This is a genomic window from Acinetobacter sp. 12966 (assembly GCF_031196995.1).
Classification (GTDB): Bacteria; Pseudomonadota; Gammaproteobacteria; order Pseudomonadales; family Moraxellaceae; genus Acinetobacter; species Acinetobacter geminorum.
In genome coordinates, this window is sequence record NZ_JAVIMC010000006.1 from 45,291 (window position 1) to 66,607 (window position 21,317).

16 protein-coding genes and 1 riboswitch are annotated in these 21,317 nt (G+C 36.5%); of the genes, 3 read left to right on the forward strand and 13 right to left on the reverse strand.

Annotation, left to right across the window (positions count from 1 at the left end; genetic code table 11):
- Positions 1-2: 2 nt before the first annotated feature.
- The 3 genes from RFW85_RS00250 to RFW85_RS00260 form a co-directional block, all read right to left on the reverse strand.
- Positions 3-656, reverse strand: coding sequence for an urea amidolyase associated protein UAAP2 (locus RFW85_RS00250; protein WP_000217380.1), 654 nt, complete (start codon positions 654-656; stop codon positions 3-5).
- Positions 657-671: 15 nt separating this feature from the next.
- The gene (locus RFW85_RS00255; RefSeq protein ID WP_309171017.1) at positions 672-1,412 is read right to left on the reverse strand and encodes an urea amidolyase associated protein UAAP1; all 741 of its coding nucleotides are present in this window, start codon (positions 1,410-1,412) and stop codon (positions 672-674) included.
- 28 nt (positions 1,413-1,440) lie between these two features.
- Positions 1,441-1,536: riboswitch (guanidine-I (ykkC/yxkD leader) on the reverse strand.
- Positions 1,537-1,728: 192 nt separating this feature from the next.
- Positions 1,729-2,679: a 3-hydroxyacyl-CoA dehydrogenase NAD-binding domain-containing protein gene (locus tag RFW85_RS00260; RefSeq protein WP_309171018.1), complete on the reverse strand. Its 951-nt coding sequence runs from the start codon at positions 2,677-2,679 to the stop codon at positions 1,729-1,731.
- Between the two features lie 203 nt (positions 2,680-2,882).
- On the opposite strand from RFW85_RS00260, the gene yddG reads away from it, so the two are divergent.
- Together yddG and RFW85_RS00270 are read left to right on the forward strand one after the other, a co-directional pair.
- Entirely contained in the window at positions 2,883-3,815 is a 933-nt protein-coding gene (yddG, locus tag RFW85_RS00265) for an aromatic amino acid DMT transporter YddG (protein WP_309171019.1), read from the forward strand.
- Between the two features lie 130 nt (positions 3,816-3,945).
- Entirely contained in the window at positions 3,946-4,377 is a 432-nt protein-coding gene (locus RFW85_RS00270) for an SRPBCC family protein (protein ID WP_108008318.1), read from the forward strand.
- Positions 4,378-4,489: 112 nt separating this feature from the next.
- Here RFW85_RS00270 and RFW85_RS00275 read toward each other — a convergent pair whose 3' ends face one another.
- Entirely contained in the window at positions 4,490-5,008 is a 519-nt protein-coding gene (locus RFW85_RS00275; protein ID WP_309171020.1) for a hypothetical protein, read from the reverse strand.
- 256 nt (positions 5,009-5,264) lie between these two features.
- Between RFW85_RS00275 and RFW85_RS00280 the strand changes: the two genes are divergently transcribed.
- Positions 5,265-5,693 (forward strand): hypothetical protein, encoded by a 429-nt coding sequence (locus RFW85_RS00280; RefSeq protein WP_309171021.1) that lies wholly within the window; start codon positions 5,265-5,267, stop codon positions 5,691-5,693.
- 32 nt (positions 5,694-5,725) lie between these two features.
- Here RFW85_RS00280 and RFW85_RS00285 read toward each other — a convergent pair whose 3' ends face one another.
- The 9 genes from RFW85_RS00285 to RFW85_RS00325 all read right to left on the reverse strand — a co-directional run bounded on the left by RFW85_RS00285 (position 5,726) and on the right by RFW85_RS00325 (position 21,062).
- The gene (locus tag RFW85_RS00285) at positions 5,726-6,292 is read right to left on the reverse strand and encodes a TetR/AcrR family transcriptional regulator (protein ID WP_309171022.1); all 567 of its coding nucleotides are present in this window, start codon (positions 6,290-6,292) and stop codon (positions 5,726-5,728) included.
- Positions 6,293-7,145: 853 nt separating this feature from the next.
- A complete protein-coding gene (locus tag RFW85_RS00290) occupies positions 7,146-8,426 on the reverse strand; it encodes a hypothetical protein (RefSeq protein ID WP_309171023.1) in 1,281 nt (426 codons plus the stop codon).
- A gap of 137 nt (positions 8,427-8,563) precedes the next feature.
- A complete protein-coding gene (locus RFW85_RS00295; RefSeq protein ID WP_262470433.1) occupies positions 8,564-9,079 on the reverse strand; it encodes an SMI1/KNR4 family protein in 516 nt (171 codons plus the stop codon).
- Positions 9,080-9,205: 126 nt separating this feature from the next.
- The gene (locus RFW85_RS00300) at positions 9,206-9,628 is read right to left on the reverse strand and encodes a hypothetical protein (protein ID WP_086265012.1); all 423 of its coding nucleotides are present in this window, start codon (positions 9,626-9,628) and stop codon (positions 9,206-9,208) included.
- A gap of 80 nt (positions 9,629-9,708) precedes the next feature.
- Positions 9,709-10,164 carry a hypothetical protein gene (locus RFW85_RS00305; protein WP_309171024.1) on the reverse strand — a complete coding sequence of 152 codons (456 nt, stop codon included), beginning with the start codon at positions 10,162-10,164 and terminating at the stop codon, positions 9,709-9,711.
- A 93-nt stretch (positions 10,165-10,257) separates the two neighbouring features.
- Complete coding sequence (locus RFW85_RS00310; protein ID WP_309171025.1) at positions 10,258-11,610, reverse strand: hypothetical protein; 1,353 nt, start codon at positions 11,608-11,610, stop codon at positions 10,258-10,260.
- A gap of 26 nt (positions 11,611-11,636) precedes the next feature.
- Positions 11,637-17,714: a DUF637 domain-containing protein gene (locus RFW85_RS00315; protein ID WP_309171026.1), complete on the reverse strand. Its 6,078-nt coding sequence runs from the start codon at positions 17,712-17,714 to the stop codon at positions 11,637-11,639.
- 46 nt (positions 17,715-17,760) lie between these two features.
- A complete protein-coding gene (locus RFW85_RS00320) occupies positions 17,761-19,500 on the reverse strand; it encodes a ShlB/FhaC/HecB family hemolysin secretion/activation protein (protein WP_170247836.1) in 1,740 nt (579 codons plus the stop codon).
- Between the two features lie 341 nt (positions 19,501-19,841).
- Positions 19,842-21,062: a chloride channel protein gene (locus tag RFW85_RS00325; protein WP_151302650.1), complete on the reverse strand. Its 1,221-nt coding sequence runs from the start codon at positions 21,060-21,062 to the stop codon at positions 19,842-19,844.
- Positions 21,063-21,317 lie beyond the last annotated feature (255 nt).

A 21,317-nucleotide genomic window follows, 5' to 3' on the forward strand; every position in this document is an offset into this window, starting at 1 on the left:
GCTTACACCCCTTCCGCTTCACGGACAACCAATTGAATTTTGGTTGGGTTATAGGCATTACATGGGTTGTTTAGCTGAGGACAATTGGAAATTAAAACAATTAAATCCATTTCTGCCCGAACTTCGACGTATTTCCCCGGTCCTGAAATGCCGTCATCAAATTTAAGCTGACCGTCTGGCGTTACTGGCACATTCATAAAAAAGTTAATGTTTGGGCCGATGTGACGCACATTTAAGCCATGCTTTTTTGCAATGGGATGTTTTGCCAAGGCATACATAAAGTTGTTACGGCAACTATGCATAGGGTACGTTTCATGTGCATAGCGAACCGTATTACTTTCACATGAACAGGCACCGCCAATGGTGTCATGGCGCCCGCAGTTATCATCATGAATAACCGCAATTGGGCGGCCAAAGTTACTGTAGAGCTTGGTGCCCTTTTCTAAATAGATTTGTTGGTTGATGGCCAAAGTGTCCATTGCGCTATAACGCTCAGTTGGATTTTCGGCACTCATAAACAAAGTATCAACTGCTTGGTTTCCCTCCAGATCAATAATTCGAAAATATTGGCCCTTTTTAACCTCACACATCCACGCTTCACCCGCAGGACAAACTTCATTTAAAACTGCTTTTTCAAATGATTGTAAAACTGTCATGATGCTTCTCCTGATTTAAATATTGCTAAGCGCGTAGTAGCGGGCTGTGTTTTGAAAGGCACGCTGATTTTGTGAACACGCATCACGACAAATATCCCTGTCTGTTAGTGAATTGGCTTTAAATAGACTGAGTTGAATATCAGCAGGTTGATAGATTGGGCTGGTGTCTAAACCATGCGGCGCGGCAGATAAAAATAGCAGGCAGTCCATTTCAAAGCGCAGTTCAATGCTTTGATTGGTGTTGTCAGAACTGACATAAGACAAAGCGCCGTTTTCATCTGGCACAACTTTAGAAAATAGGTTAACCGCAGCACTCAGGTCTTGGCTGGCAAGTCCGTATTTACACATTTCAATGAGTAAACTGTCTAAGCCATTTTGGTACATATCATTGCGGGCATCTTGAAATGTACGCGCACCAAATTGCTTTTCAATTTGCTCAGGTCGGCTCGGGCCACAAAGCGCATCGTTCCAACCATGATCGTCATGAACAATTGAGGCCATGACGCGGCCAAGGTCTGAATAGAGCACATTGGAAGCTTTTAAATAGGCTGTGTGTTGCCCTTTTAAACTGTCAGGCATGTTAAAGCGTTCAAGCACATCGGCAGCATTTACACAAAATAAAGAAACATTTGCCTGAGCGCCAAGCGATGTAAATCTAAGAATGGTTCCTTTTTGAATACGACCCGACCAGTGATGTCCGCCGGGTAAAAGTTCGGTCCAAATCGCCTGATTGTTATGATAACTTGCAGTGTTCATAGCTACTCCTGTCGGATAGTTTTAGACTTCCTCCCGGGCTTTTATCCCTCCGTGTAGTTCGCTAGGAACCGTGAACTCTCGGTCCAGACATACTGTAAGTATCGGAACCCTAGATCACTTTTGATTGCTTAAGACTATGCAAAGGACATGCCAGATTAGTATTACGTTTTTGGTTAAAAGTAATACTAAACTTGGGCAATTTGAGTGCGATTTAAGTTCAAAAAATAAAAAGCTGCACTAAAAGTTGTGCATTTCATAGAATTATAAGAAAGCTAATCCTCAACACAATTAGATAGCATGACTATAAATCGTCTACTTAATCCAAATCTAATTTATGTCTGAGCTTTAATATATCGACCAGACCTTTATCTCTGGTTTCATATAAATCGATATCTTTATATTGTGCTAATAGCTGGTTGGTTTCTGCTTCCAATATCTCTGTTGTCTCGTCTGAATGTTGAAATGCATGCATATCGTTCCACCATTCTGTCATAGGTGGGCCTAAATGATGAATCGCCTCTTTAAAGCCCTTTTGGTTGGCAAGCTGCATATTAATGTAGGGGCCAAATAACGCCCATCTTAAACCCGGCCCACTGGTAATCGCGACATCGACATCTTCGGCAGAACACACGCCTTGTTCAACCAGTGAAAAGGCTTCTCGCCATAGCGCAGCCTGCAAACGGTTTGCGACATGCCCTTTGACTTCTTTATTTAAAACAATTGGATTTTTGCCTAGTTGTTTATAGAACTCAGAAGCCTGTTTTAAAATTTGAGGATCAGTCAGATTACCACCAACAATCTCGACCAAAGGTAAGAGATGAGGCGGATTAAAAGGATGACCTAATAAAATACGTTCAGGATGCTGCGCCTCTTTTTGGAAATCAGACACTTTTAAACCCGATGAACTTGAAGCAATAATAGTATGTTCAGGGCAATATGCCGTGATTTCTTGATATAGCTGTTGTTTCACATCGAGACGTTCAGGAGCATTTTCTTGAATAAAATCTACGTCTGAAACTGCATCTTTTAAATTATTAAAAATTTCCAGATGGAGTAGCACATCTGATAAAGAATGAGTGTGCTCAGCGTTTTGGTCTAAAGCCAATAAATCATTTAAATTTGCAGATATTCTATTTTTAAATACCGCTTCATCTATAGGATATGGGTCGTAAACATTAACTTTAAATCCTTTATATAAAAATAAGGCCGTCCAACTTGCACCTATTACACCTGCTCCAACAACACCAACCGTTTTAATGACTTCCATATTTTCCTCGTAGAAATGTTGTTTTATTCGAAATTTCTTTACTCAATTGAATGCTAAATAAACATAGCAGATTCAACCAATCAATAAATTTAATTGTTTATATTTTATATAATTTGTCCTATATTCCTTAGCTTGAAAATTGATTCCTTTGATTAGTACAACCTCATCTTTTACCATTTTTTAACCGTTATTTATTGAATTTTATGTCAAAAAATCTAGCAACATTGATTGGTTTAAGCGCCATTCTCATGTGGGCATCTCTGGTCGGTCTGATGAAGCAAGTCAGTGCCGCCATTGGGCCTGAGCTAGGTGTTACCTTTATTTATTCTTTAAGTGCGCTACTGTTGCTTGCCATTTTCAAAGTCCCAGACTTTAAACAGATCTCTAAAAAATACTTAATATTTGGCACAATTCTGTTCGTGGCTTATGAGGTGTGCTTTTCATTTGCGATTGCTTATTCTCAGACAACAAGGCAAGCAATTGAAATTAGTATTGTTAACTATCTGTGGCCGAGTTTAACGGTTTTAGCTTTCGTTATTTTTAAGGAATTAAAGTTTAATTTCCTTATTATTTTGGGTTTAATGCTTTCAATTTTCGGCATTATTTATATTCAAACTGGAAGCGGTGACTTTAGTCTAAATAGTATTGTCGATAATTTTCATAGCAACCCACTTAGCTATATTTTGGCATTTGCAGGCGCCATCATTTGGGCTTTTTACTGTGTACTCACCAAAAAATTAAGTAATGGGCAAAATCCAATTTCTATTTTCTTTGTTGGTGTCGCGCTCACTCTATGGTTCAAGCTGCTTGTCTCGGGACACTTTGCTATTCCTTCAATGGATATTCCAGCTCTCCTCACCCTTTTAGTGGCATCTGCTGCCATGGGTTTTGGTTATGCTGCTTGGAACATTGGCATCATTCATGGAAACATTACCGTGCTTGTGGTGGCCTCTTATTTCACCCCGATTATTTCGTCTATTTTGGCGATGTTTGTTTTACAAACTCAATTATCGATGAGCTTTTGGCAAGGAACAGCAATGGTGACGGCGGGTTCCTTTATTTGCTGGGTTTCAACCAACTGGTCTGTGATTCAGCCTTTCTTTAAAAAATTAAGAAAAGGCCAAAAAGCATTGTAGATTTATCGCAATGCTTTTTTTTCAGACTTAAAATAACTCCGACGAAGAAGAATTCCCCCATTGCCCAAAGCGTGCTAACATCCAAATTTTGACAATTACCAATGTCAAAATAATTTCTAGAGGGAATAAGATGTTAAAAACTCAAAAAATCAACATCGTACAAGAATTTGATGCACCCGTAGATAAGGTCTTTGCAACCTTAAGTGAGCATGAAAACTTAAGTAAGCTTTTTGCCCCTGCTAAAGTGACTCGTATTAGCGACGGAAAAGACGCTCGTAATGGTGTTGGCTCTGCGCGCAAAATGTCTATTCCATTGACCCCTTCATTTGTAGAAACCAATTTAGTCTATAAAGAAAATGAACTGATCGAGTATGCAATTACGAGCGGGATTAGCCCAATTAAAGGTCACCGTGGTGTCATGAAATTTACTGACTTGGGAAATAATCGAACTCGTTTGGATTACACCATTAGCTTTAAAGGCCGCGTTCCTTTTATTGGCCCTATCATTAAAGCCGCTCTACAGAATGGTGTGAGTCGTGGGCTTAAAAAACTTAAGTTTTAATAGACCAATATCCACAAAAAAAGCCCAGTGATGGGTTTTTTATTTTTTAAGTAAATGTAAAGAGATAAAGTATGTACTAATTAATATGCTTGATAAGAATTTTCTTTACAAACTACTTAGTTTTATCATTTTTAATGTCTCCTGGGAGTGCCAATCTTGGCTCACAATAACTCGGTATATTTTTATTCGATTTCAGTTTTTCTTGATCTATAGCCAAACCACCTAATAGCAATGATCCACCCAATTTGTATTGTTCTTTTGACTTACTATCTTTAAGTCCGGCAATATTATCTTGATCATCAAATATGATTTCATAGTTCTTAGGCACTACTAAGGTATGAATAATTTCTTTATCATCACTTTTCACTAGAATGGATAAACAGTTGTTGTATAGGATTAATTTACCAGACCATATCGCTTCTAACTGATGTAAATCTTTATCAAACTTTAAATCTTTTGAAAGAACAAAAAACTGCTTATAAGATGTGTTCGTATTTGCTTCATGACTAATCTTATTAACTGAAACTTGATCAGGCGTAATAGGTATTGAGTTGACATTTTTTTCTTCAGCAGAACATCCGTGTAGAAATGGCATACATAGTGGAAAAATAGAAAGCAATATTCTCTTCACAAATTAAATCCTTGTATATGATATTGATTGTAAAAATATTTATTCAGTTTATTGGCAATAGAGAAATTTTATCATTTTTTATATTTTTAAACTTCCCCACCTATGATAATGCATGTAATGGTCAAACCTGTAGTCCTGTTTGGGTTCGAGTAAAAGGGACTTCCGCTTCGGGCACTGAATTTGGACAATGTAATGAATACTATTACATGTCTACTGACGAACTTTATAATTTAGGCTTTTCATTAGTATATTAAATATGAATAAACGAAATATTTTAATTACTCTTCAAATTGGATTGGTCATCTTGCTTAATGGATGTAGCAATCCTCCTCAGTCTCAAAACAAGGTTATTGTACCGAAACTTGCATACACTGGCGGTGCTGATAATGCGAGCTATAGTGAGGCACAGATCAAAATCGAGGGCTCTTGTATTTATTTAATGCAGGCGAATGAAAGAATTCTCCCTATTTTTGCGACTAAAGATGCTTATTGGGATACCAATAAGCATCTTTTAATTGTTGACTCAAAAGAATATAAAGATGGAGACACTATTGCCTATGGTAGTGGGCAAACTTATCCTATAAATTTAAATGATTATAATTGGCTCGTTAAACCTGATACGACTTGTGATTTAAGTAAAGGGGTTATTATTAATCAACTTATAGATCCTATTACTAAAAAGTAAATAAAAGCCCAATCACGGGCTTTTTTTAAGATTTAAGTTGAATGCTCCGATAGCATAAATAAAAAGTAATCTAATAATTTATCCCGTTCATCTACGCTATTGGCACTTAACAACTGAACCATTGCCCCATCAATTGCAAATAGAAACATGTGCGCATCTTTTATTGAAGCGGTAGTTTTTACAGTAAGAAACAGCTTATAAATCTCATTTATAAACCAGTTTCTATAATCAACAACCACTCTATAAGCCGTTGCATAACACTTTTCAATTTCAAAAATTGCTTTAAATGGTAAACGATAAAACCCTTCTAAATTGGCATGTAAAAAGTAAATTTGCTTGAGTTTATCGAACACCATAAGTTCGCTGTATGAATTGATAATTGAAAGGACTTTTACTTTGAGCGCATCCGTTTGAAAGGTTAAACACATCTCGATCAGTCGTGCTTTTGAATGAAAGATATTATAGAAAGTCGCTTTGGGGATTTTGGCTTCAGCAATAATTCGGTCAACCCCGACCTTGTTAAACCCATTTTGAGTAAATAAATCTTTTGCTGTGTGCAGCACTCGTAGTGCTCTAAATGAAGATTCTAAATTTTTCATATATACCGCTTAAAATAATTTTTTGTTGTATGTAAAAGAGATAGAAGTGCCGTCACTCTTAAATTGAGTGCTAAAAACAGGCACGCAAAAGCGGCACAAAATGGTGTGCTCGCCTATCTCTGGTTTATTGTTGCTATGATTTTTTAGTCGTAACAATGTTTAGGCGTAAAAACCTAGAGTCGTCTAAACCGATTTATAGAGTGTTTAAACGGTATAAATAAAGAGAGTTTGGCATAGGCCAAAAATTGAGAAGAATTAGTACGCATAGCGGACTCCTTTGGCTATAAAAGAAGTTTCACCGCATTACTGCTAAATAATGGTGGCGAAACGAAAGAGGGTTAGCAGACTGGAGCCAAAGAATCCAGCACACCCGAAGGTGTCCCCCTCCCGTTCCGCCGCAGAGGGGGCACGCAGGGATTTCCACAAAAAAGTTACTACTTTTTCGTGTACTTTGGCTGATGGTCTGCTAAAACCAACTGGCAATGTGGCCAGCACGCAAAGGATAGTATTCGCTTTTGTTGTCGTCAAGCGTGGGAAATGACATTTGCTTTAAAATAGATCATTAAAAAGGAAGGGGAAATAATTCAAATTTTTGTTAAAAATTGATTTATAAAAAAACAAATCGATTATCGAAAATGGGCTTATATATTCATAAAAAAAGAAATAGCTTTCATGCTTTATTAATTTAAAAGCTACATAGCAAACTATAGATTAGCTTTAGAGATGAATTATGTATTTGAATTATTTTTAATATAAGTCTTTTAACGTAACGAGAATAGTAAAATGGGATATATTTAAAAAAACTAGCCCTTATTAGAGCTAGTTTTTCAATCTTCACACAAATAAAAACTTATCAGGCTACCAGATCATTTACCCCTAGATGAGCAAATTTACCATTTATGGTACGACCATCATCTAACTGCACATTTTTAAATTCAATGGTTCCTTCTGACTCATTGACAGTTACACCAGTACAATGATCATTTGTCAATTTACAATTCCATTTCAAATGAATATTTACATTCAATTGATCTTTTTTAGGTCTTTGATACGCTACATTTGCTTTTTTAGTAATAGTATCGTATTTCACCGTAAACTCAAGATCAGACTTATGATCTCTACTCATAAAACGAAAATATTTACTTTCATTTTCTGCATATGCAGCTGCCGCAACTGTCTCATCAATTTTAAAAACTTCACTTCCTACTGTAACTTGCCCATAAGGAATTTTTTTCTCGAAACCGCCTGAGACCTTTAACTCTGGAGATGCAACATATTCAATAGGGTTAGTAAATGAATTATTGATAAATTTAAAGGTAGTTAGACCATTTTCATAATCTGTATTTAATATAAAATCCCGATTAAAATATCCTTTGTATATATAAACTTCTTTTGGCTGTTCATTACTAAAATAATTTCCCTCAGTTAATATGAACCTATCATGTTCAGGATCCAGAGGATTATAAAAGTTAAAATAATATTCTTTATCTGTGTTAAAAGTTAAGACAGAACTAGTTGTCCAATTCATAAATCTTTGTATTGTCGCCAGCTTACCATTAACGACTAAATCTGATTTAGCTGGATATTCATTAAAACGTTTCGTGTTCCATACTGGCCAATCAGAATTTACTTCAAATTTAATAGAGCCTTTAATTTTGGCAGTCGAAGCAAAGTCAATATCATTTAAACGTCCTGATACAGCACCATTTGCGCTTATAATGAAGTAAGTTTTACCATCACTTTGTTTTTCGAACTTATAAGAGAATGTATCACTACATGAGTTTCGGCATTGGACAGCCAAATGGCCTTTATCATTCTCTGAATAGCTAAAAACCCCAACTTTATCACCTTTGGGATAAAAATAAAGACCAGCCAAATTGTTAATATGCGCAGATAAATCATTACTTGGAGTAAGAATCTCTAAATCCCACATACTATTATTTGAAGCGGATGCCTCAATTACACTGTTTGTATGAAATGGTGAGAACTTAATAGTTGAGTTATTAGTAACTCCTGAATTTTCAATTTCAAAATAGCCATGTGCCAAATCTGGGCTTAATACAGACGCTTCTACAATAGGCTTCGGTACAGGTGTATCTGATGTCGCTGCCCCCCCCCTCCACCTCCCCCACATGCAGCTAAAAGAATAGAAAAAAGTGCTAAGGGTAATAATTTTGTTTGATTATGAAGCATAAAAAATATTTCACTTTTATTAAAGATTTAAATTAAGCTCAAAGAGTCTTTTGAACGATTCATTGAGCTTCTATAAAATTATTTTTTTGTTTGTATCTCCCAAAATTTATCGCCCTCAGAATTAACATAGTCAGTTATAAAATTTTCAAAGTTGACTGAACAATACCAATCTGAGCGATTATCAAAAGGTAAAGCGATAAGTACAGCGCCATAATCCTTACTTTCAGGATCACACCTTAACAGTAATAAATCTGAATCACCATAAAACTCACCAATTATCAAATCCCCCTTAGTGAAGTCTTTAGGTCTTAACTCTCTATAATATTTATTAGATGACTGTAACTCATCAATACTAAATATTTTCGCTCCCCATTGCCCATATTCCTCATCCTTGAATAAATCAGCCCCATTACTAACTAAGAGAAACTCCTTAAACTCTGTTGGTAATTGCAAATCGATATCACCAAATCTATCTGGTGAAATACCATTATTCAAAATACAACGAAACTGAAAAAAAGTTTTTTCTCCTCTATGAACAGCATGCTTTGGTTCTTTACTCCAAAGAGTCTCTATTTTTCTTAATGCTTCATTCACATTTTTCTCCAAAAAGAATTAAACTCTTGTTGAGAAGCTTTTCTTTGCACAGGCGTTGAATTCTAAAATTCATTTGTTCTACCAAACTCTCTCGCTTTTGAAAGATTCTTTGAGATTCAATAAAATTTATTCAGCATGCCACCATTTTAAGAAATTTCCATGCTCGTCATATATTTTGTGGGCTAAGGAATAAGGGCAAAACATTAAAAAATACCATCCTAGATAACCATTTTCCTCATCCATTTTGTCCATTTCTGCCTTACCTACCCAAACTTCTTTTAGCAAAGCAAGCTGTTCTTCTGGTGTGCCTGTTAAATGTTCGCCATCTCTTGATGGATCTTCACTATTTAAATTATAAAATAAACATTTATCTCCACTTTTCAATAAGACTTCTAAGGCTTTAAAAAAAGCAGTATCTGGATCATATTCCATTTCTAATTCTGGATAAAACTCTTGAGTCTCACCATCACAAGAAATCCATAAATACCGCAATCCCATATTGTCATGCCATTCTTGAAATACTTTTAAAATTGCATCTACTTGATTCATTGGAACTTTAACTCCAAAACATTTTTCTTCATGCCAGCAGGCTTTTGAATCTCAATTGTGAAACGGGCTTTAGAAACATCCTATGAAAAAGAAAAATTTCTTAATAAAATAGTACTACCATCTTCTTGAGGAACACGGATAATATATCCTGGTTGCCCATTTAATGAGGTTCGCCCTTTAATAGGTTGATACATGGGACTAGTACTATTAGGTAATGTTCTAATTCCTGCAATTTCTTTAAAGGCTGTATAAATATCTTCATTTGAAGCACCTTTGTAAACAGCAGCTCCTGAAGAGACCGATGAATCCGGCTTAAACACTTTACCATTTACAGATAGTTCGAAGCTTTTAATATCCGATTTTTTCGCCGCCGCAATAATTGCATTTTTTGTTGTTGACGTCCCCAAATTCTTCACAAGAATTTTTTGATCGCTTTTTAAGGCATCAACATTTTTAGCTGCCTTTAAATCCACACGTATTGATAATTCAATTAAAGCGAATGTTCTGCCATCCGTAGTGGATGACAGAACATTCAACGGCTATATTTGCTGCTATATATTTCTTGTACAGAATAAAAATAAGGGACTTCATCCCCTTATTTTTATCAATAAAAGTCTTTTATCTAAATATTACTTCGCTTTAAACGAGTTAAAAATTGGGTTAGAAATTTCTTGAGATTCACTCAAGTTATTACACCAATAATCCATGAAAGTGACCTTAACAAAAAACCGCTCAAATACAATTACCTTAATTGCTATACGAAACAAATTAAACTCTTGTTGATCGATTTGGTCTAAACAAACTTCTGAATACTCCTCAAAATGATCAACTTTACTTTCTACTTTTGACCATTCTGATTGTGCTAATGGGTAATTATTAGCTAACACTTGAAGTATGGATTCAGCATACTTCTGACGGCTCATTGTTTCTTGCTCTGGTCGATCCCACGCTCCAATAAATAATTCTTTTTCTATAGGAGAATCATATCCATCTGGTTTATAGAAAAATCTTATTTCCTCAACAGTTCCCGTTGATGTAAATGGAGTGTCTGGCGGAATAGGTTGCACCAACCATTCTTTATTTAAACTCACTTCCCAAACATCTGTTTCTATAAACCTTGGTATATTAGTTTCACTATAAATATTTTCATCATTCTTTTCTAAAGTAAAATTTGGTGTATTAAATACTTGAGGGTAATAATTTATACGAGGCACCCGTACTCCTTCCCCATCTTGTATTCCCGAAAAAAACCATAAAGTTTCATTTGCCTTATAACCTTTTTCAGGAGAGTAGAAGACATCGTTATTTAAAAAAGCTTTTGCTTTCTCCCTTTCAATGCGTACCTGTTCTGGATCATTTAGAAGATCATTAATATCGGCCGTTAGTTGAATAAATATTAAATTATCTGTTATTTTTTCGACCTTATACGCTGGAACAGCTAGCAATTTGCTACCAAACAGATCAACGTAAGGTTTTCCAAATACAACACCCCAGTACATATCAGGTAACCAATGTCTCAATTGCTCTGTAGTAGGATGAGTACCCCCAATATGTGGGTTCATCATTCGCCAAGTATCCTCAATTTCCATATCAATTATAGCTAAATCAGCATCGAATCTATGGCAAACTTTTTTTACATAATCAATCAGCTGACTTTGATCACTTTGAGCTAGTTCACTATAAATTACTTCTTCACTATGTGCATCATCATGGACAGGTACACTAATCACCCCTTCAGACTTAATTTTCTTATTTCTACTCCAATAAAGACTATCTGCCTGCCCCTTTGTATCATCAGGTATTAAAGTATCAATAATTTCAGGAGAAAATTTAATTTTTAGAGGCTCCCAAAAACCACATTTTTCTGGAATTAACTCTGGATAATGTTTACATCTAAATCTTAATCTATCAAAGAAATCCTCTGGATTCCGTAAAGTGTTAGATGTATATATTCTCGTACAAATTGGATTTTTGAGTTTCATTTTATAACAGCACCTATAGAGTAAAATTATTTCCTAAAATCCTGAACTATTTTTAATGCTCGAGTCTTTTGATCAAAAGCATAAATCACACCATTAGATGTCCTGATTACATTTTCAATAGTTTTAGAAAATGTGGTATTAGGGTTAATTACTAATGTTATGGGCTGTTTTGTTTCAGCATACCCCCTAAATTGTTGTGTATCACTCAAATATTTTACGTTTTTAAATTCAATCAAGGTATTTCCCTTCCCAAAAGCATCGGGAATAATATTTATTTCTCCATCTCTTTCTGTTTTTACACTTATCATTTGCCTATCTGTGTTACGTTGTACACCAATTTTGCTTGCAGCACTCATTTCAAATTCTTTACCATTTAATCGGTTTCTGGTAACCACATCTTTTTTTACTTGTAAAACTTTTAAAGTATAGGCTTGATCTACTTTTAATTTATCCAATTCAGCTTGAGCAAGCTTCAATGATTCAGCCTTCCCTGGTTTTAAATCTGTTCCAACAACAAGGTCAAAAGCTGCTAAAGCCCTATCAAAAGGAGTACTAGCCGGTCCAAAAACAGTTACCAAATCATCAGCTATTCCAACAAGCTCACTTACGCCTTGATCTTTAAGTTTTTGTACAAAAACCTTTGGATCGACTATACCCTTATTTGCTTTCTTAATATCACCATAAATTTCAGCTGCTTTTACTAATAGCTTACCCGTGGTAGTTGCTAATCTAACTAAAGAGTTATTCTGAATCGCGGTATCAGCACTGTTGGCAGCAGTATTTACATCATAACCAGTATATGCTGCAACCGTCCCAGAAACTAATTTACCTATATTCCGGATTTTTAGTTTTTCTGCATCAGAATATTCAATACCATTGGCTGGTTCTGGCATTAACCCTGCAACTATTTCACCTACGCCAGCACCAATCGCACCTGCCTCACAACTAGACTTCGTTGCTGCTGCTGCTGCACATCCAACAGCGGCATGAGCAATTTTATGAATTGTATATTCAAATATATTCGGATCGACTTTATCTAAACTCGTTCCAATCTGACTAGCCAACTCTCCTTGTAAGGCCCCTGCTAGACCTGCTAGTAATGCAACTTGTAAATTATCGCCAAGATTCCCACCATTAATGGCAGTTTGTACTAAGGTGGATCCTACAGAAGTGGTAAAATTATTTACTAAACGATCTGATAGGAGAGTACTGTCAGGCTTTAAATTTAGGGCAGTACCAACTTGACTCAATAAACCAGCTGTTACCACAGATGCAGCCAAATTTTTAATGGAATCTTTACTTCCCATCTCTTTTAGGGTTTTACCAATATCCCCACCATTATTAATCAGGCCAACACTTGCCTGAGCAGCCAGACTAGTGACAGCAGCATTTGCCATTACCCCTAATGTTGACGGAACAATTGCGCCTGCCGCTGTTGTAGTCACACCAGCCGTACCCAGCATGCTCGCGCCAAGCCCCACTGTTGTACCACTTGCAGCTGTTCCACCCGCAGCTCCAGCCGCCGCTGCTGTACCAGTACCCATTGTCGCAATAGTGACTATGATGACAATTAAGGCCGCTCCGGCTCCAGTTAAACCTTGTGATTTATAATCCCAATCCTTTTGGGTAAGGAGAACCTGCTGCCAATCTACATCATTACGATTGACTAAATCTTTAAGATAAGTATTTCCAGGCTGATTCGCCAACTTTAATATTTCATCCCGAAGCACTTTTTTATTGGCATCTTTTTCGCTAATTGGAACTTGTACACTCAATCCACCCGCTGCTTTAAATATAGGTGGAGTTGGTCCATTAAAACTTGGAAGTTTGGCTGTTTCTGTAATAGAACCTTTATCCTGCATAGATTGCCAAACAACCGAATTCTTTTCTTTTTTAATTGTGTTATTAATACTGGTGACACTTGGCTCTAAAAATATTTTACCACCAGACTCAATTGTCGCTTCTTTCAGATAATTAAACTCTGTACCGGCTAAATGAGTATCAAACCCCGACTTGGTCCCAATATATGATGCAGTTAATGTGGAAGGAACTTGCGTAACCACCTGATAACTACTGTTGGTTTTTGAAGTATTATATTTGATCCCTAATATTGAAGACTTCTTATTAACCTCCAGCTGATTCTTGGAAATGTCGTTCACTGTATTAAAGTAAAGATCCCCACCTGAACGGATAAATACATCCCCACCTTCTGCTATAAACTGTCCTGAATAGATATCGATCTTATTATTTTTATTTAATTCTTTACTCTCAATATAGATATTCTTGCCACTAATATCGACTGAAGCAGGTCGTGTTGATTCATTCTCAGAAAAGGTCGTAATCATTTTCTTTTTTAAACCACCCCATGACTTCTTCTTTTCAATTGATGTTGACCGATCATAACTTTGCTCAAGCGCCACATCAAATAGTATATTTTTATTCGATTCAATCTTAACATCCCCCTCAGAAGAGCTAATACCTACTGCTTGAAGAATCAGATTGCTTCCTTCCTGTGCTCCTGTAGTTTTTATATTGACTCCACGCTTCCCTTCCACAAGGGTCGGTGTAAGTAATGAGATCGCCTGATAGTTTTGATCCGTTTCATTGCCACGATCATAAAAATCATTATGGGCTGCAAGAATAACACCCGCATTCATGCTCATGGGTTGGCTATTCTTATCTAATGCCGTCGAGGTATAGATTTTCTCTCCAATACCTTGAGCTTCAATATTGACTTGACCATCAATAGCCAGAATATCCGCCCCCGTAATCATAATGCCTTTTCCAGAGACAATATTAACTTTCCCTGTTTCAGACCTTAAAAGACTCCCTGCGTGTTCAGCTCCGTTGGTTCCTAGACTTAAGAAGTTAATCTGTTTTGTAATATCATTAATTTCTTCTGTGTATTGTGCAACAAGTTTCTTTTGGGCCGCATTCAATACACCTAATCTATTAATTTCTTGTATTTTATTTTCGTAATACAACCTCTGTTTGGACAAATAATCAGAATGTTTTGAATACGTAGAATTATTAAAAGTATTTTTTACCCCTTCAATTTTGATGTCTCCATCAGGTGCTACAATTTTGAGGTCTTTCATGTTTCTTATTACAGTACCCTGAATTTCAACCCCTTTATTTCCTTCTAGGTGACTCCCCCCCATATTGTTGGTTAATCTGAATACTGTTTCGGAGAAATGACCATTGGCTCCACCATAACCTAATAAAGTTAACTTTCCATTTTTTGAAATAAGTTCATAATCTCCTGCAGCACCGAGCTTATGGATTTTGGGATCCAATGTTAAAGCCCCATTTGTCTGAATTGTAAGATCACCCTCTAAATTTTTTAGGGCAGGATCATTTGTGAGAACAGAACTATCCATTGCATTAAAAGTTAAGGTACCAGCAGAAGGACTGATTAAGTTATTAGCTTCTAGTGAAATCGCTCCGCCAGTATAAGTTGTCCGATTGGCGATATGATCCATACCCACCATAGATAAAATACCATTCGCTTTTAAGTTAACAGAACTCGAAGAATCCCAAACAACTGGAGTTGCTGTTGAACCATACTTACTATTGAAGTAAATGTTCTTTTTACTACTCACCGCCATGTGTTTATCAGCATTCGCTTCTATATTTTGTAAAGTCAAATGATCTTTGGCAGAAAGCTCAGTATTCCCTTTAGAATTTAATTCGCTATTTGATAATGTCGTTTTTCCCTCGCTATTAATAGATAAACCACCAACAGAGGTTGTTAAAGTGGTGTTATCAATGACGACATCTGCTTTCTTATTCTGAATCTGTAAAGATTGTCCCTGTAAAATATTCTTTCTAATATCATCATATCCATGATCACCTCTAATTGTCACATCGGTATTCGCTTGTAAAGAAATACCATTACCTGCAATCAGTTGAATATCTCCCTGTTCAGCAGTGATACGGGTAGATTTTAATTGTACATTCCCATCTCCAATTGACCCTAATATAACCCCTTTATTACCATTGATGAAGGTCATATCAGTTGTTGCGCCGTCTTGATCTGCCCAAGGAGCTGATTCTATTTCTTGCAGTGAATTTAAAACTAGATTTTTATTCGCAAGAATCGAAGTTTTGCCTGCATTGGAATTGGCTTTGAGGCTATTGACAGTAATCCCACCAGTTAAAGCTGAAATGTTGATATCATTCTGAGCATTTAATACATTATTTAGAAATAAATCAGTTGTTTCTGCGATCAGATTAATATCTTTTTGAGAGGTGAGATTAGTATTTAATGTTAATTGACCTGCTTGCAATTGGATACTATCTTTGCTAGAGACCCCTTGAGCTGAAATACTTAAATTATTCTCGGCATCCAATGCAACTTTCCCTGTAATCTGGGGTAGAACTTTTGTTGCATTGTTCCAGACCAAATTTCGTCCACTATGAGCATTAATATTCTTGACTCGTGTTGCAGAATTTTCAAGTGCAAATCCAAGATTCTGTAAATTTACATCTCCTGAACTATATAAGTTTAAATCTTTACCCCCATAAATAGTCCCACCTCGGATATCAATTAAACCATCTGTATTTGAAGAATCTGCTTGTAGGTTTATTGAACCCAAGGATGCCTGTATCTGATTTTCGTTCAGTGAGAGCTTACCTTTTCCAGATACATTCAAATTTTGTGCTGCTATTAATTTTGCACCTTGTGCTGCAACCACATCTTTTTGTGACTGAATATAAGCAGAACCACGATTACTGGTGATGCCTGCGTTAGTTGCCAGATTGATGTTCGCTGCATCAACATATACATCCCCACTCTGTGCATCATTAAAAATTCGGCTATTCGCTGCTAAATTTAAATTACCTTTAGTATTGATCATTAAAGGAGAAGAAGCCAAGCTACCATTATTAATAATAATTTCTTTGGCATTTACATTCAGGTTATTACCTGAATCAATATTGAGCATGCTATTACTATTAATACTCCCTGATGAGTTGATATCTGCAACTGCACCAGTGCCCGTTGTCTGTATGTTCACTAAACCTTGGGTTTTACTGGTTGAACTGATTGTACCGCTATGCTCAATTTTCCCTGCACTGGTAATTACCAGATTGTTGACTGCCTGAAGAGTCCCTGCATTGGTAACGCCCAAGCCCTTTTCTGTCCCCATCAAATAGATGTTATTGGCATACATCCCGCCCAGTGCTTTCACGTCCACAGCTAATGTCGGTGCAGTCCCTATTCCTGTTTTAGCCATAACATTCTGTAAATCTGCACCGATAGTATTCGCCCCTGCAATCACCTGAATATCATTTTTGGCTCGGAGTTCTGCACTAAGTTCTAATGCACGAGCATAAAGGTCTACATAATTTACATCGTTATTATTTCCCCCTAATCCAAACTTAGAGTTAGGATTTGCTGAAACCGTAATTCTCCCTTGATCAACTGTGAACTGTTTAATACTACCATCGGCATTTAATTGAGGTTTACCCGTAGTAAAAATTGCCTTATTGGCATTAATAAAGCCACCGCCTTTAATGTTAATACCAGACGGGTTGGCAATAATCACATCTGCCATTTGCCCTGCGACTTCTAAGTTACCTTCAAATCTTGAAGCAGCTGTTGAATTTACCTCATTTAAAATAACTCGCGCTTCACCAGTCGCTAAAAATGGGTTTGCCCCTACGGCCCCTACTGTTTTGGTGGTTGCTCCTGTTCGACTGTTATTTAAAACAGCACCTTCAGCCAATACATCAAACTGTTTATAGATATTGTGGGAAATACCATTTTTGGGAGTCTGAATGTTAACCACTGGAACTGTTGTACCTGCTGAGTTCTTACCAGCACCAATGACTGCTCTATTCGCAGCATTTGCTGCACTATCTGCGACAATAGCAGCATAGACAGGAGCAAATGGTACTAATAAGCTAATACTTGCTACTAATGCCTTGACATGCCACAGTTGATGAAATGATTTTTCTTGTCCTGATGATTGTCCCGAACGCTCTATTTCTGAGGAGGTAGATTGTCCTGCCGCCTTGCTCTGGCTTCTAACATTCTCCGCAACAGCCATAAACATGTTACGAGCTTTGTTAAAAACAATTCGATAAAGATTTTTATTCATAAGTCAGTTTTCTCTAATTAAAATTAATTTTGTTTCTTAAGGAAACTTAATAAAAAGCATTTAGGCTAAATCCCAAAATCCAGTCTTTTTTTATACTTTTAGGTGCGATTAGGCCTCGCCCTGTAAAGGCATCAATATAAAAATGGTTGAGATAACTTCGTAGTCCTACGACACTTCCCATCAGATGACGCTGCCCAGCAATACTGTTCTCACCGTTCACCCATCCCTGATCTACAGCCATGTAAAATTGAGTATTAGGAATTTGTGTATTTACGCTGATTTCCTGTTGTAAATACTGTCCGTTATCGCCTGATAGCATCAGTTCACCATCAAAACCTCGAACGCTATAACGACCACCGATATAAAAACGATCATTAGGTACTAAAACTCGTGGAGCATATTGTCCACGCCAGTTCAAACGGTATTGAGCAGGGGTATCTAAAAGCAAAAATGGCATTTGAAAACGTAAATCGGCACTCCATATCGGTGCACGTGAATACCCTTCTGACGGTAATGGATTTTTATCAATATCCTTAATTTGTTCTTCTGGTGCTAACAATGCATCAAAGGCACCCGTACCGTGCCGATAATCCAAACCCGCATCTAATACAGCATCACCCAAATATTGCCGATGTTGTATCCCGGCATTCCAGCCTGAAGTTTTTCTACGTTGTACTTCGATTTCAATATCATCAATAAAGTTTGAATTTTGCTTATGGTAGAGCTTGCCATAGAGGCTGGTTTTATGTTGCCCACTTCGGCTAAGTACACGAGATACATTCAAATTACCCTGCTGACTTAAGCCGTGATAACGCAGTACACCATTTGCACCCAATACATTTTGCTCGTATTGATAACGGCTATAGCTAGTACTGAAATCATAATTTCCTAACGGAAGCTGATAACTTACAAAGTAGTTTTTATTTAAGTCTCGATGTAAGTTATCTAATGAATGACTAAAATTAAAAGAAAGAGAATCACTTAAATAGAATGGATTATTAATATTGAGTCCCAGACTACCTATATAACGACCTGTATCTTTACTCCCTGAATTATCCAGACCAAAATTTAAATTGATTTTTGATTGTGGCTGTAACTTAATAATCAGATCACTATACCCTTTAGCTTCCTGAACAGACTCATTTGACGGCACAATTTGTATATCTACCGTATGAGCACGTTTTAAGTTTTCGAGACCCTGATCAAGTTGTTGTAGATTAAGGACATCGCCTTCTTTAAATGGTAAAGCTGCTTTAAGTTGTAATAAAGAGAGTTGCTCACCTTCAACGATGATCTTACGTAAACGCCCAATCTGCACACCAAGTCGCAAAGAACCTTGCTGAATATCTTGAGGATCAACAGTAACCTGACTGGTAATAAAACCCTTTTTAATCAATTCATTTTGGGCGAAATTAACGAGGTTACGTAAGCTTTGCGTACCGATACACTTGCCAATAATCTTCTGGGGATGATTCCAGATTGCCCGAAGCATAAAGTGAAATTTATAGTGTTCAGGGTCCTGTAACGTCTTTCTATCAAAATCAATATTCTTGACCTTAACGCATGGCTCTTCCGAAACGACTATAGTTTTAAAATCCTGCAATTGGGTAGTGACAGGTTTAGGTGCAAGCTGAGTGATTTGCTCTTCTAATTGTTGATTAAGCTCTTTTAAACGTTGTTCCTGACGTATACGATCTGGTAAAGAAATATCATCGATAGCATAAGCATGTGTAGCTACCCCATACAAAAGAAAAAAAGCGTGAGTAAAAAAAATTTTGTTTTGCATAAAATGTTATTTTTAATTTACCAAATGGATAAAAAATCAAACAAAAACTACATGAATCATTCACAATCAACAATAAATGTCATAAAAAATTCATAATTGAAACATTTTTGGAAATTTTTTAAATATTTTTAATTTTTATTAATGTATATCTATAGTTTAAATATTTAGGAAACAATAGTTGTTCATTAAAATTAATTTCTATCTTCTTTTATAAAGATATAAATTCAATTCTTTTCATATTTTTAGAAGTATTTCATTTACTAGGCCAATTTTTATTATTAAAAAAAATTTAATAGGAGTTAAGCAACCTAAAACTACTCAACTCCTTAGAAAGGCTCACTCTAATCCATCAACTTTTTACGGCGATACAACCCACAATTCCCTGAAAATAGCGCTGCCAACAAACAAGTAATAATCGCATACGTGGCAACATTCATTCCAAATAGCTCAACAGCTAAAATAATAGACGTTAACGGTGCCTTACTCGCCCCAGAAAACAGGCTCACCAAACCTAAGCCTGCAAGCAATGAAAGTGGTAAGTTTAAAACCGCCCCTAACGCATTACCTAATGTCGCACCTACATAAAACAACGGCGTAATTTCACCACCTTTAAAGCCTGAACCTAAAGTGATGGCAGTAAAAATAGTCTTGTTAAAAAAGTCGTAAAACTCAATCGGTACATAAAAAGATGAAATGATTTTATCTGTACCCAAACCGTTGTATTGCTGATGTGCAGTGAACAAAGTAAGTAGCATAATGACAATACCACCCGCCATTGTTCTTAATGGCAAATAACGCACATATTTATAAAAGACGTCACTCGCAAAATGGATGGCCGCAATAAAGAAACGTGCGACTAAACCAAAGATCAGACCTGCCACAATTAAGTTCATGAGCGTGCCAAAATGGATGGCTGGAAACTCACTAATCACATAGAAAATATGCGGATGAACAATATCAAATAGCTCAGGGATGGCCGATGCAATCAGCGCCGACACAAAACATGGAAAAATAGCTGAGTATCTTAAATTACCTAAAGCAGTAATTTCTAACCCATAGATTGCACCCGCCAGAGGCAAACCAAATACCCCTGCAAAGCCTGCACCAATACTGGCGATTAAACAAATTTTTCGGTTATCTTCCGAGACTTTTAATATATGGCTTAAGTGGTCAATTAAGGCACCTGAAAGCTGAACCGCTGGCGCTTCACGCCCTGCCGAACCACCAAACAGTTGCGTTAAAATTGAGGTAATAAAAATGATGGGGCTCATTCGCTTTGGAATAAACGACTTCGGTTGATGAATTTCATCAATCAGTAAATGGGTTCCCCGTTCAATCGGTGATCCATATTTTTTAATGAGATAACCAATACCAAAACCCACAAAAGGCAAAAAGTAGATGAGCCAGTGATGCAGACTTCTAACTTTGTTTGAAATATCAAAAGCGACAAAAATTAAAGTCGAGGCCAACCCCGCTACGACTCCAATCACAATCGAGATGACGAGCCAATAGACACTGTATTTTAGAATTTGATCATATTCAGATGAAGGTAGAATTTTCATTCGCTTTCTTCAATTCGCCTTTGAGTGAGTGCCAAATTCTCAAATTATTTTTATGCTGCCAGCTCATTAAGTGAGAAATGCTTAAACTGGGCTAAAAATTAAAGCCCGCATAAGCGAGCTTTCAATACAGTGATTAATTTTGATATCACTAAACTGTGATAAATATCTCACAATTTGGGCTGATTTTCAAGCTGAAAATGGTTAACGAGTACTGTGAAAAATAACGAACTGAGTGAATAAATAAGCATTCGATTT

Coding starts and splice junctions, on each gene's coding strand:
- RFW85_RS00300 (WP_086265012.1), bottom strand. CDS start 9,628: ATGAATCAAGTAGATGCAATTTTAAAAGTATTTCAAGAATGGCATGAC.
- RFW85_RS00255 (WP_309171017.1), bottom strand. CDS start 1,412: ATGAACACTGCAAGTTATCATAACAATCAGGCGATTTGGACCGAACTT.
- RFW85_RS00290 (WP_309171023.1), bottom strand. CDS start 8,426: ATGTGGGGGAGGTGGAGGGGGGGGGCAGCGACATCAGATACACCTGTA.
- RFW85_RS00250 (WP_000217380.1), bottom strand. CDS start 656: ATGACAGTTTTACAATCATTTGAAAAAGCAGTTTTAAATGAAGTTTGT.
- RFW85_RS00285 (WP_309171022.1), bottom strand. CDS start 6,292: ATGAAAAATTTAGAATCTTCATTTAGAGCACTACGAGTGCTGCACACA.
- RFW85_RS00270 (WP_108008318.1), top strand. CDS start 3,946: ATGTTAAAAACTCAAAAAATCAACATCGTACAAGAATTTGATGCACCC.
- yddG (WP_309171019.1), top strand. CDS start 2,883: ATGTCAAAAAATCTAGCAACATTGATTGGTTTAAGCGCCATTCTCATG.
- RFW85_RS00260 (WP_309171018.1), bottom strand. CDS start 2,679: ATGGAAGTCATTAAAACGGTTGGTGTTGTTGGAGCAGGTGTAATAGGT.
- RFW85_RS00320 (WP_170247836.1), bottom strand. CDS start 19,500: ATGCAAAACAAAATTTTTTTTACTCACGCTTTTTTTCTTTTGTATGGG.
- RFW85_RS00280 (WP_309171021.1), top strand. CDS start 5,265: ATGAATAAACGAAATATTTTAATTACTCTTCAAATTGGATTGGTCATC.
- RFW85_RS00325 (WP_151302650.1), bottom strand. CDS start 21,062: ATGAAAATTCTACCTTCATCTGAATATGATCAAATTCTAAAATACAGT.
- RFW85_RS00310 (WP_309171025.1), bottom strand. CDS start 11,610: ATGAAACTCAAAAATCCAATTTGTACGAGAATATATACATCTAACACT.
- RFW85_RS00315 (WP_309171026.1), bottom strand. CDS start 17,714: ATGAATAAAAATCTTTATCGAATTGTTTTTAACAAAGCTCGTAACATG.